The organism is Sulfurimonas sp. RIFOXYD2_FULL_34_21 (assembly GCF_001830805.1).
In the GTDB taxonomy this organism is placed as follows: domain Bacteria; phylum Campylobacterota; class Campylobacteria; order Campylobacterales; family Sulfurimonadaceae; genus Sulfurimonas.
In genome coordinates, this window is sequence record NZ_MICH01000008.1 from 132,204 (window position 1) to 143,854 (window position 11,651).

General features: G+C 34.5%; 12 protein-coding genes. 3 read left to right on the forward strand and 9 right to left on the reverse strand.

The annotated features are described in order from the left end of the window. From lysA to bioD, 9 genes are all read right to left on the reverse strand, one after another. Positions 1-1,212 (reverse strand): diaminopimelate decarboxylase, encoded by a 1,212-nt coding sequence (gene lysA, locus A2530_RS05535; protein ID WP_294886363.1) that lies wholly within the window; start codon positions 1,210-1,212, stop codon positions 1-3. A 64-nt stretch (positions 1,213-1,276) separates the two neighbouring features. Continuing rightward, complete coding sequence (locus A2530_RS05540; RefSeq protein WP_294886364.1) at positions 1,277-2,347, reverse strand: LptF/LptG family permease; 1,071 nt, start codon at positions 2,345-2,347, stop codon at positions 1,277-1,279. A gap of 30 nt (positions 2,348-2,377) precedes the next feature. After that, entirely contained in the window at positions 2,378-2,938 is a 561-nt protein-coding gene (pth, locus tag A2530_RS05545) for an aminoacyl-tRNA hydrolase (RefSeq protein WP_294886385.1), read from the reverse strand. Continuing rightward, positions 2,938-3,474 (reverse strand): 50S ribosomal protein L25/general stress protein Ctc, encoded by a 537-nt coding sequence (locus A2530_RS05550; RefSeq protein WP_294886365.1) that lies wholly within the window; start codon positions 3,472-3,474, stop codon positions 2,938-2,940. The genes pth and A2530_RS05550 overlap by 1 nt, the downstream gene beginning before the upstream one ends. 66 nt (positions 3,475-3,540) lie before the next feature. Continuing rightward, the gene (locus A2530_RS05555) at positions 3,541-4,722 is read right to left on the reverse strand and encodes a type IV pilus twitching motility protein PilT (RefSeq protein WP_294886367.1); all 1,182 of its coding nucleotides are present in this window, start codon (positions 4,720-4,722) and stop codon (positions 3,541-3,543) included. Then, the gene (locus A2530_RS05560) at positions 4,719-5,699 is read right to left on the reverse strand and encodes a transaldolase (protein ID WP_294886369.1); all 981 of its coding nucleotides are present in this window, start codon (positions 5,697-5,699) and stop codon (positions 4,719-4,721) included. The genes A2530_RS05555 and A2530_RS05560 overlap by 4 nt, the downstream gene beginning before the upstream one ends. 46 nt (positions 5,700-5,745) lie before the next feature. Then, the gene (locus A2530_RS05565) at positions 5,746-6,684 is read right to left on the reverse strand and encodes an aminodeoxychorismate synthase component I (RefSeq protein ID WP_294886371.1); all 939 of its coding nucleotides are present in this window, start codon (positions 6,682-6,684) and stop codon (positions 5,746-5,748) included. Then, positions 6,674-7,549, reverse strand: coding sequence for an aspartate carbamoyltransferase catalytic subunit (locus tag A2530_RS05570; RefSeq protein ID WP_294886373.1), 876 nt, complete (start codon positions 7,547-7,549; stop codon positions 6,674-6,676). The genes A2530_RS05565 and A2530_RS05570 overlap by 11 nt, the downstream gene beginning before the upstream one ends. Before the next feature lie 36 nt (positions 7,550-7,585). Further along, positions 7,586-8,239: a dethiobiotin synthase gene (gene bioD, locus A2530_RS05575; RefSeq protein WP_294886375.1), complete on the reverse strand. Its 654-nt coding sequence runs from the start codon at positions 8,237-8,239 to the stop codon at positions 7,586-7,588. Between the two features lie 60 nt (positions 8,240-8,299). On the opposite strand from bioD, the gene A2530_RS05580 reads away from it, so the two are divergent. Genes A2530_RS05580 through aat form a run of 3 tightly spaced genes read left to right on the forward strand, consistent with a single transcriptional unit; the run spans position 8,300 to position 11,496 of the window. Next, positions 8,300-8,599 (forward strand): ATP-dependent Clp protease adaptor ClpS, encoded by a 300-nt coding sequence (locus tag A2530_RS05580; RefSeq protein WP_294886377.1) that lies wholly within the window; start codon positions 8,300-8,302, stop codon positions 8,597-8,599. Continuing rightward, a complete protein-coding gene (locus tag A2530_RS05585) occupies positions 8,599-10,791 on the forward strand; it encodes an AAA family ATPase (protein ID WP_294886380.1) in 2,193 nt (730 codons plus the stop codon). The genes A2530_RS05580 and A2530_RS05585 overlap by 1 nt, the downstream gene beginning before the upstream one ends. 15 nt (positions 10,792-10,806) lie before the next feature. Beyond that, positions 10,807-11,496 (forward strand): leucyl/phenylalanyl-tRNA--protein transferase, encoded by a 690-nt coding sequence (gene aat / locus A2530_RS05590; RefSeq protein WP_294886388.1) that lies wholly within the window; start codon positions 10,807-10,809, stop codon positions 11,494-11,496. Positions 11,497-11,651 lie beyond the last annotated feature (155 nt).

Sequence of the window (11,651 nt, forward strand, 5' to 3'; positions counted from 1 at the left end):
TTAGTTTTCCAAAAATTCTTTCTCTAATGCAATCAAATCTTCAAACTCTTCACGTTTGCGGATAATTCTTGCTTTGCCGTCTTTTATAGCGACCTCTGCACTTCTTCCTCTTGTGTTATAGTTGCTTCCCATACCAAAACCGTAAGCTCCTGCACTATGAATTACAAGTAAATCGTTATGCTCTAAAGTCGGCAACATGTAGTTTTTGGCAAAAAAGTCGCCGCTCTCACAAACAGGACCCACAACATCGGCTTCACTATTAGCAGTTTTACTATTTGTTATCGCCTCTATTTTGTGATAAGCTTTATATAGACTAGGACGGATTAGGTCATTCATAGCACCGTCAACTACGACAAATCTTTTTGTACCGTTTTGCTTTTCATACAAAACTTTAGTTAAAAAATATCCGCCGTTTGCAGTCAAAAATCTTCCCGGCTCACAAATAACGGTTAAATCCAAACCTCTTAGCGCCCCTAAAACTGCCTGAGCATAATCATAAGGTTTTATAGTAACTTCATCTTTATACTTAACGCCGAGTCCGCCGCCTACATCAAAAAATTTCAACTCAATTTTTATATTTGATAATGAACGAACCAAATCAGCCACAATCTCCGCAGATTCGTAAATCGGCTTTAGTTCAGTAAGCTGAGAACCTATATGAAAATGGATTCCCACAGGATCTAAATGTTCGGAGTTGTTTGCTTTTATGTACATTCTTTTTGCGGCATCTATCTCAACCCCAAATTTATTATCATGTAGTCCTGTTGAGATATAAGGGTGCGTCAACGGGTCTATATTTGGGTTCACTCTAACACTTATTCTGCATTTTGCGCCCAACTCTTTTGCTATTAGCTCTACGCGTCCCAGCTCCGCTTCACTCTCTACGTTAATATATAAAATATCTCTCTCTATCGCTTCGCGTATCTCATCATCACTTTTTCCTACACCTGAAAAGATAATTTTATAGCTCGGAACTCCCGCTAGAAAAGCACGGCGAACCTCACCGATAGATACACAATCGGCACCGCTTCCAAGCTGTGCAAAATGTTTGACGACACTAAGATTGGAGTTTGATTTTACGGCATATGCCAAAATAGATTTTCTACCCTTAAATGCCTCTTTAAGCTCTTCATACTGCTTTGTCATATAGTCTAAATCATATATATAAAGCGGTGTTTTATATGTGGATGCAAGCTCTTTAAAATTAATCATAAAAGTCCCAAATATTTTTTAGGGAATTTTATCCAAAAAGTACTTATATTTTTGTTATAACACCTTAAGTAGCTAGGCGGTACTTTCTCCATTGCCTTATGGCAATTAAAAACAAAATTAACACAGGAGCTATTATGCCCACCTCAGGCGGTATCGTTTTATTGTTAGATAGCTCAATTAACATAAAAAGAAAAGCCCATACTACGAGGGATGAGATAATTGCACCAAAGCTAAACAGTGATACATTCAAAAATCTAACGCTTACCGGAACAAAAAAGAAAATAATAACAACTAAACTAGGTACAAAAAACGGATAAATAAATATTTTGTATAAAGAACTTTTTACGGTATTCGTATTTATTTTTTGATTTTTCAAAAGTGCGTATGCATCTATAGCATCTTTTATAGTGAAATTCACTTTGCCTTCATATACCTGATCTAACATTTTTGGACGAAAGCCTTGAAGAATTTCTAAATTACTCTGCCCGTTTACTTTTATACCTAACGATTCAAAATTAATTTCATCCGGTTTTGTAATTATATCGGCCTTACTTATGTGCCAAGCTTCATTTTGATACCTTGCTTTTGCAGCTACCAAAACCTCTTTTAAGGAGTTGTTACTAAAACTAAATACTCTTATATTTTCTGCACTCTCTTGTAGTGGTAACATTTTTGAAAAATATACGAATTTATCTTTATATGTAAAAAACAAATCTCTAGTAGGAGAGAGGTATTGAGCATTTTTACGAATATTTTTAGCAAACTCCTCTGCTCTTGCAAAATTTGAGACCGAATGCAGTGAAATAAAAGCCATCATAATAAGAGTAGATATAATAACAAAAGGTTTAAGAATATCGACCCTTGAGTATCCAAGAGAGTAAAAAGAGACCAATGCATTGGAACGAATAAGAAATATTTTAGTACTTATCATAGCAAATATAAGAGATAGAGGAATAAGCATATCTATAGCAAAAAAGGTTTTATATACTAAATATATTAAAATAAGATTTGCGGATATATCCAAACTCTCGATATTAGCCATATAGTCAAATCCGACTAAAAACACAACAAGCGCGAAAGAGATAATAAGAAAATATCTAATATAATGAAAGGAGATATATTTAAAAGCTAGCATTAATCACAAATCTCCTCAAAAAATTTAATCTTATTTTAGCTGAAATTTTTTAATTGAATATTTTGAACTAACATCTTCTAGTGAGTTATTTAGTAAAAACTCAACAGCTTCACATGTAAATCTAATCCACTCACTTAGATGCTCCTGCTCATTTTTACTAAAATTACTTAAAACATAAGAGGCTACTTCGCCTTTATGTTCAGGCTTTCCTATGCCCATTCTGATTCTTATATACTCTTTTGATATAGATTCATCCGTTGATTTGAGTCCGTTATGTCCGCCGTGTCCGCCACCTTTTTTAAAACGAAGAGCGCCAAAAGGCAAGTCTAAATCATCATGTATTACAACAACCTCATCAATTTTATAAAATTTTTTAACAGCGGCAATTGCAATGCCTGATAAATTCATAAAAGTAAGCGGTTTTAATAAAAAATGATTTGAAAACTTGAAAAGCTCGCCGTTAAATGACGATGATGATAGTTTTTGAGAATTTTGTCGTTTTACTAACTCGTCAACAACCATAAAACCTATGTTATGACGAGTATGTTCGTAGTTCGGGCCAGGATTACCCAGACCGACTATGAGCATAATTATTTAGCTTTTATTACACTTAGTACAGATACACGATCAGCATCTGTGAATGTAACATTTTCGATTTTTGCTATATCACGAACCATTTTAGCATCGCCTACATCCATTTTACTAACATCAACAACTATGCTATTTGGAACATTTTCTATAGCAGCTTTTACTCTTAAACGAGGTTTTGAAATATGCACAAGACCTTTGTTTTTAAGACCTACTGCATCGCCCTCAGGAACAACCGGCACATGATAATGAGTTAAAACGCCAGTTTGCGCTACCATCAAATCAACATGTAAAAGTTTACTTGTTAAAGGGTGTGCCTCATATGATTGAACAACAACATTCATCTCTTTTGCGCCTATTTTGATAGGAAACGCCAAAGTATCTTTGTTGCGAACAGTACGGATATACTCGTTTTCTTTAAACGCAGCATGAATATTTTCAAGCCCTTTTCCGTAAATGTTTGCAATTAGATATCCATCACGGCGAAGTGCCTTCGTGCCCTTTTTGCCAATACTCTCTCTAATAATGCCTTCTAACATATTAAATCCTTAATAAAAAATGTCCGCAATTATATCTATTTAAGCTTTAAGTGCAGTTAAACGACTCTATTTTAAATCAAATACATCTTCGTTGTTTTTTGATTGATTTCTCTGCGGACTTGAACTTTCACTCATATTTATACTCTTTAGTCCATTAATTTTTAATTCTAAATTAGATGCGCTTGTTGCATATTCTCTTGCTCTGTCTCTTGTAATAATTCCTTGATTATATATATCAAAAATATGTTGGTCGAAGCTTTGAGATTTATAGTACTCTCGCCCTTTTTCTATGGTATCTCGAATCTCATAATCACGATTTTCCAAAATCAATTTTTCAACCGTGGGTGTTTTTACTAAAATCTCCATAGCAGCAACTCTTCTATCATCTATGGTAGGAATGAGTCTTTGCGAAATTATCCCCTTTAGTACTCCGGCTAGTGAAAAACGAACACGATTTTGCTCTTCGTTTGGGAAGATAGCCACAATACGGTTGATTGTCTCTTTAGTATCTATTGTATGCAGGGTCGAGAGAACCAAATGTCCGGTATCTGCGGCATGAAGTGCTAGTTCAATTGTCTCACGGTCTCTCATTTCGCCCACAAGTATAATATCTGGATCCTCTCGCAGCGCAGCTCTTAATGCTCGTCCAAAAGAGATAGTATCCTGTCCGACTGAGCGTTGATTTATAATACAGCCTCTATCTTTATGAACAAACTCTATCGGATCCTCAATAGTAATAATATGCTTTTTTTGTGTTATGTTAATCTCATTTATTATAGCAGCTAAAGTAGTTGATTTACCGCTACCTGTTGCGCCTGTAACTAGGATTAACCCCCTTGACTCTTTAGTAAATTCTCTTATTATTTCAGGATAATTCATCGCATCAATTGTAGGTACCTGCATTGGAATAGCACGAAACACGAAAGATGGCCCGTCTGTTTGAAAGAAAATATTTACACGAAAACGGTTAAGTTCATCAAACTGATAAACCAAATCAATCTCTTTATTATCCACAAACTCTATAAATCTGCTACGTAACATCTCTTTTGATAGAGTCATTGCATCTTCATATGAGAAGATACTTCCTGAAAAAGGAATTATTGTCCCGTTAATTCTAGCCCTAATCCCGCTGTTTGCTTTAACATGTAAGTCACTTCCGCCGTTATCGATTAGTTTTTTAAGATACCCTCTAATCTTTTCTAACTGTTCAAACGTTAATTTGCTTACATCCACTTCATTCTCAATCATAACGACTCCAATATATCCCTAAACGCGTCTTTAAAAGATTTTAATCCATCAGATATCTGCTTATCTAAAACAGCATCAAAGTCTATACCCAATCCTTCTATTTTTTTAAAATGTTCTTCTATAATTTCGTTTGAAATCGGCAATGCACTAACTTTTTCCCCATTTGCATCAAAAGCTTTTATAGTATCTACGGGTGCCGTATTTACACTATTGTATGCCAAAAGTTTTTCTATATAGTAGTGTGGAGACAAAGAATCATCTTTTACACCGGTACTTGCAAAAAGAGTTCTGCACCCCTCAACATTCATCTCTTGTATCTTTGCATATATGTCGGCACTGTTATATATTCCGCTAAGTGCAGTCTCAACACCGCCTTTAGATAGTTCTTCATCCAAAGCCCTATCTACACGGCTTACAAAAACACTTATTACGGTATCAACCTTTGAGCCATGTTTTGCGACACCCTCTTTAAAAGCTTTTGCACACGAGAGAGCTTGTTCTTTTTTAAATATAAGTGTTGCATTTACGGGGATACCTTTTGATGTCAGCTCAGCCATGGCGATATAACCGGCATCAGTCGCGGGGACTTTTATCATAACGTTTTTACGATTTATCTGCCCAAAAAGTCTCTCTCCCTCTGCAATAGTTGCTTCAGCATCATCGCAAAGAAACGGGTCAACTTCTATGCTTACATATCCGTCGTCATTTACATCATACAAAGGCTTTAATATATCTGCCGCTTTTTGTATATCGTATATTGCCACTGCTTCATACTTCTCTTTTGGAGCTAAAGAAGCTAGTGTTGAGAGTTGTTCCTTGTATGCACTTGAATTTAATATAGCATTTTTAAAGATTGCAGGATTTGAAGTCGCTCCGTTTACTATTTTACTATCTATGAGTTCCTTAAACTCTTTATCTAAGTAGTCTCGCTCAATAAAATCAGCCCACAAAGAGAATTTTAAATCTTTTAAATACATACATTAACCTTCATTTTTAAAAAAATTATATCTCATTTTTTATATTTTAGGGTAGATATACTTTATCCAAAAGCTCTTTATATTCACTTTTTACATCACTGTCAAGCGTAATTCCTCCGCCGCTTTTATACATGTAGCCTTTTTCTGTTTTTTCTACAAATCTTATCATTACCGCACTGTCTAATGTTTTTCCGTCATACACGCCAAACACTCCGCTAAAATATCCGCGCTCATACCCTTCAACTTCATTAATTATATCCAGTGTGCTTTTTTTCGGCGCACCGCTTATACTTCCTGCCGGAAGAAGGGAATTTAAAATATCTCCTATTTTAGAGTGCCAATCGTCTCCTACATCTCCGCTTATATGTGAGCTTACATGTAGAAGTTTTTTCTCACCGGCTTCGATTTGGGTTATATATCTAAACTCTTCTACTTTAACATTTTTTGCAATAATTGATAAATCGTTTCTCAAAAGGTCAACTACCATAACATGTTCTGCCATCTCTTTTTGATTATTTAATATTATCTCTTTTGCATTTGGTATTGATGCATCAATAGTACCTTTCATCGGATAAGTACTGATTTTTGACTCTTTTATTTGAATAAATTTCTCAGGTGAAAAACAGACAAATTCATCTTTATATCTTAGTTTATAGTGGGCGTTTGAACACTTAAATATCTCTTTTAGCGAAAGGGTAGTTTTTATAGCTGTAGGCTGCGTTAAATTTAAAAGATAAGTATCGCCTGCTTTTATTTTTTCTATTACAAAATCAAACTTTTTTTTATACTCACTAAAGGAAACCGCTTTTTTTTCTAAAAAATCTACATGTAATTTTATAGGATAATTTTCATCTATGCAAAACTCAATATCATGCGACTCAATCTCGTTTAGAGGTATAACTATTAAATTTTGGGCTTTAAAATCAGATATAAATAAAAAAGGTTCTTTTCTTTTTCCAAAAGAGTTTAAATCATCAAACGTCATAAATTAATTTTTTAAGCACTGCCATTCTGATAGCTACACCATTTGAAACTTGTTCCAGCACTTTGCATCTATTATCGGCTAAAAGAGCGTCACAAATATCTATATTTCTGTGAACCGGTCCGGGATGAAGAAGTATTATGTCTCTATCTCCTACTAACTCCGTCGTTATACAAAAATCACTTGCATAATCTTTTAGCGAAGCATAAGTCTGAGATGAGTGTCTCTCTGTCTGAGTTCTAAGACTCATAATAGCATCGACTTCATCAATTATTTCATTTATATAGTGAGTTGTTCTTAGATTGGTTTTTGGCAAAAATTGCGGAGGAGCGACTAAAATAACCTCCATCCCGAATCTTGTCAAAAGCTCTATATTTGAGTTTGCAACTCTTGAGTTTTTTATATCTCCTACTATCGCTATTTTTTTTCCTTTAACATCTTTGAAATGTTTTTTAAGAGTAAAAAGGTCTAAAAGCGCTTGAGTAGGATGTGCATGTGCACCGTCTCCAGCATTTATAATCGAAGCTTTTGTGTGGTTTGATAATATTTTCGGCACACCTGAATTTTGATGTCGCACAATTATCGCATGAGGATTCATAGCATCTAAATTCATTGCAGTATCAACCAAAGTCTCGCCTTTTTTAGTCGAACTATTTGCCACATCAAGATGAACAATCTCGGCACCTAGTCTTTTTGCGGCTATCTCAAAAGAGCTTCTGGTTCTTGTAGAGTTTTCAAAAAAGAGTGTAATTATAATTTTGTCTTTTAAGATTCTATCAAATCTGCCATCACTAAAGACTCTTGCATCTTCTAAAATCAACTCTATCTCTTGAAGTGTAAAATCATCCGTACGAATCAAATGCTTCATATAAATCCTCTGTTATTTTTAATCTTTGCGGGAATTTTATCTATTTGGCAAATTATACAAGACATCACATATAATATCAATATCGCGAGCTATTTTTAAAACCTTTTGCCCGGTTTTTAAAAAATAGGGTTCCGATGTCTCTGCAAAGCTCTTCTCGCTATCCTTGCAGTTAAATGCGATTGCAAACGGTATATTATTACCCTCAAGTGCTTTTTTACTTAAAAGGGTATCGTTAATGCAACCAAGTGAGCAGTGCGTAACCAAAAGTGCAACTGCATCTAGTTTTGAGATTAAATCAATCATCATGTACTTTTCATCAATGGGAACATATAATCCGCCTGCACCTTCGATTATTACGATGTCGCATGAGTTTTCAAGCTCTTCAAGTTTAAGCAATATTTTTCCGATATCAAGAGGCGTATTGCCTGAAGCTACATATGGTGCTGCAGGAAGGGCATAAGTAATAGGAACAATATCTTCAACTTCTAGGGACCATAGCTTTGGATTTAGTTCTTTAACACACTCCAACAGCTCTTCACCATCAGCAGGGTAATCTACTACGCCTGTTTCTATCGGCTTAATAACACCTACCTTTAGCCCTCTGGATGCAAACTCTTTTAACAAAAGTTTTGTCGTATATGTTTTCCCGATGTCCGTATTTGTTGCTGTTACAAAAATTCTTTTAGCCATAGTTGTCTCAATTTTGTTATAATTTATAAACTGTTAAATGAGAATCATTATAGGAAAATTATGGCAACAAATATAGATTTAGAAGTTATAAACGAGATATCGATTAAGGATCCTAAAAAATATAAAGTTTTATTATTAAATGACGACTATACTATTATGGAGTTTGTTATAGATGTTTTGAAGAGTGTATTTCATAAAAGTCCACAAGAAGCCGAAGCGGTAATGCTTGAGATACATAAAAATGATAAAGGTGTTTGCGGAATTTATACTCATGAAATTGCCGAAACAAAAGTGATGCAAGTTCATAAAAAAGCAAGAGATAGCGGTTTTCCGCTTAAAGCCGAAATGGAGGAAGAGTAATGATTAGTTACTCATTAAATGAAGTTTTTCAAAAATCAATTCTTTTTGCAAAAGAGTTAAAGCATGAATATATTACGGTTGAACATGTATTTTATCAACTCTTAAACTCCCCTGAAGGTGCAAGAATTATTTTTACATGTGGCGGGGATGTCCAAAAGATGAAAGAACTTATAAAACAGCACATCTATTCAAACTCTAGCAAACTTCCACAAAATATAGATGAAGAGCCATATGAAAGCGTTGCGCTTTCAAGACTGATAGACAGAATGATAAAGCATATCCAAAGTTCTGGACAAAGTAGTGCAGACATTGGCGATTTGATTGTTGCTATGTATGATGAAGAAAACTCTTTTGCTTACATGTTGTTACAAGAGTATCAAATTTCAAGACTTGATATTTTAGAAACAATTTCGCACACGGACAAGCAAAACAGTGGCGACGAAAAAGAGTCATATCTTCAAAAATACTCTATAAATCTGCTTAAAAAAGCTAAAGAAGGCAAGATTGACCCCGTTATAGGGCGAGACGATGAAATACAAAGGGTTACTCAAATTTTATGTCGCAGAAAGAAAAATAACCCAATTTTAGTCGGAGAAGCAGGTGTAGGCAAAACTGCTATTGCCGAGGGTCTGGCACTAAATATAGTTGCACATAAAGTTCCTCAAATTATACAAAACTCAGAACTTTTCGCACTTGATTTAGGTGCGATGCTAGCAGGTACAAAATACAGAGGAGATTTTGAAAAAAGACTAAAAGGTGTTATGGATGAGTTAAAATTTATTCCAAATTCCATTTTATTTATTGACGAAATTCATACTCTTATCGGAGCAGGTGCAACTGGCGGAACTATGGACGCGGCAAATCAGCTAAAACCTGCACTTGCTTCAGGAGAGTTAAAATGTATGGGTGCAACAACTTTTGCAGAGTATAGAAACGGTTTTGAAAAAGATAAAGCTCTAAGCAGAAGATTTTCAAAAGTTGATGTTAATGAACCCTCTATAAAGGCGACTTACAAAATTTTAAAAGGGCTAAAAAGCAGGTATGAAGCTCATCATGACGTAACCTTTACCGATAAAGCCTTAAAAAGTGCGATTGATTTGTCAAAAAGATATATAACAGATAAATTTCTGCCTGATAAAGCAATTGACCTTATCGATGAAACTGCGGCATCCTTTCATCTAAAAAACAAGAAAAAAAGAGTAGTAAGCTCATCCGATATACAAAATACTATCTCTAAAATGTTAGGTACTTCAAACTCAAAAGTAACTAAAAATGTAACAGAATCTCTTATTAACCTTGAAGAAAATTTACGAAAAAAAGTGATAGGACAAGATATTGCGGTTGCGGAGGTCACAAAAGCTATAAAAATATCAAAAGCTGGGCTCACACCTCCAAATAAACCTATCGCTTCGTTTCTGTTTTCAGGTCCCACCGGTGTCGGTAAAACAGAACTAGCACTATCTCTTAGTCAGATACTAGGTATAAATTTTGAGAGATTTGACATGAGCGAATACATGGAAAAACATGCAATAAGCAGGCTTGTCGGAGCACCTCCAGGCTATGTAGGGTATGAACAAGGAGGGTTATTAACCGAAGCAATAAAAAGACACCCTTATTCTGTGTTGCTTTTAGATGAGATTGAAAAAGCACATCCCGATTTGGTCAACATTTTACTTCAGATTATGGATAATGCCACTCTAACCGATAACAACGGATATAAGGCAAATTTTCAAAATGTAATTTTAATTATGACTTCAAATATAGGGGCAAATGCCAGAAATGTAATGGGATTTAATAAAGATAGTTCTTTATCAAAAAATGAAGAGTTAAAATCATTTTTTACACCGGAATTTAGAAACAGACTAAGTGCCGTAATAGAGTTTAAACAACTAGATAATGAGGTAATAAAAGGCATAGTTAGTAAATTTATAGATGAGCTAAACAGCGACCTTAAAAAAAGAAAGATTACAGTGTCAATTTCTCAAAAAGCAATAGAATTTATAGCAAATAGTGCATACTCTCCTGAAATGGGAGCAAGACCTATTAAGCGATATATTGCGGACAACATTACAAACAAGTTAAGTGATGAAATTCTATTTGGCAGACTTAAGGGTGGTGGCAGCGTAAATGTCTCTTTTAATAAAAAACTCATTTTAAAATTCAAAGAGCTTGAGCTTGTTGAAATTGTGTAAGAGTACATGTTTAATATGATTCCAAAACTTCTAAAACATGAACTTACTTTTCCTAGCCCTAACGATGCCAATGAAGACGGCATAGTTGCATGGGGAGGAGACTTAAGTCCATCAAGGCTTATTCGTGCTTATCAAAACGGAATATTTCCTTGGTATGGAAAAAATGACCCAATAATTTGGTGGTCAACAAATCCAAGACTTATTATGGAACTTGATGATTTTAAATTAAGCCGTTCACTCAAAAAAAGTATGAAAAAATTTGAGTATAAATTCGATTCTAACTTTATAGAAGTTATAAATAACTGTAGCAAAACAAAAAGAGATAATCAAGTCGGAACATGGATACAATCGGAGATAATTGAAGCCTACTCCGTTTTACATGATATGGGAATTGCTCATAGCGTAGAGAGCTATCTTGATGGAGAGCTAGTTGGCGGCCTTTACGGCTTAACAATTGGAAAAGTTTTTTGTGGAGAATCTATGTTTTCATTAATAAACGATGCTTCAAAATCTGCCTATGCTATTTTAATTACTCATTTAAAAAATTGGGGATATGATTTTATAGATTGTCAGGTGCCGACAAATCATCTAAAAAGCTTGGGTGCGAAAGAGGTTGAGCGAGAATATTTTTTAAATAGATTATATAAAGTAAATATGGATATAATAAATCATAAATGGGCTATAGAAGATTCTCTCGTAGATTAAATATACAGTAAATTTTACTGTTAAGTTTCATATTGATTTGATTTATTTGTTAGTTATGGATTGATGATTTGTAGTAAGTAAAGAAGAAATGATCAACTAGGCAGCGACCTACGTTTCCAATCCTGCAAGGATCAGTATTATCAGCGATGAGAGGC

Bases quoted from the DNA above. Each gene is read 5' to 3' on its own strand.
- A2530_RS05560 (WP_294886369.1), bottom strand. From the start codon at position 5,699: ATGTATTTAAAAGATTTAAAATTCTCTTTGTGGGCTGATTTTATTGAG.
- A2530_RS05555 (WP_294886367.1), bottom strand. From the start codon at position 4,722: ATGATTGAGAATGAAGTGGATGTAAGCAAATTAACGTTTGAACAGTTA.
- A2530_RS05585 (WP_294886380.1), top strand. From the start codon at position 8,599: ATGATTAGTTACTCATTAAATGAAGTTTTTCAAAAATCAATTCTTTTT.
- A2530_RS05580 (WP_294886377.1), top strand. From the start codon at position 8,300: ATGGCAACAAATATAGATTTAGAAGTTATAAACGAGATATCGATTAAG.
- A2530_RS05550 (WP_294886365.1), bottom strand. From the start codon at position 3,474: ATGTTAGAAGGCATTATTAGAGAGAGTATTGGCAAAAAGGGCACGAAG.
- A2530_RS05565 (WP_294886371.1), bottom strand. From the start codon at position 6,684: ATGACGTTTGATGATTTAAACTCTTTTGGAAAAAGAAAAGAACCTTTT.
- A2530_RS05570 (WP_294886373.1), bottom strand. From the start codon at position 7,549: ATGAAGCATTTGATTCGTACGGATGATTTTACACTTCAAGAGATAGAG.
- bioD (WP_294886375.1), bottom strand. From the start codon at position 8,239: ATGGCTAAAAGAATTTTTGTAACAGCAACAAATACGGACATCGGGAAA.
- lysA (WP_294886363.1), bottom strand. From the start codon at position 1,212: ATGATTAATTTTAAAGAGCTTGCATCCACATATAAAACACCGCTTTAT.
- A2530_RS05540 (WP_294886364.1), bottom strand. From the start codon at position 2,347: ATGCTAGCTTTTAAATATATCTCCTTTCATTATATTAGATATTTTCTT.
- aat (WP_294886388.1), top strand. From the start codon at position 10,807: ATGATTCCAAAACTTCTAAAACATGAACTTACTTTTCCTAGCCCTAAC.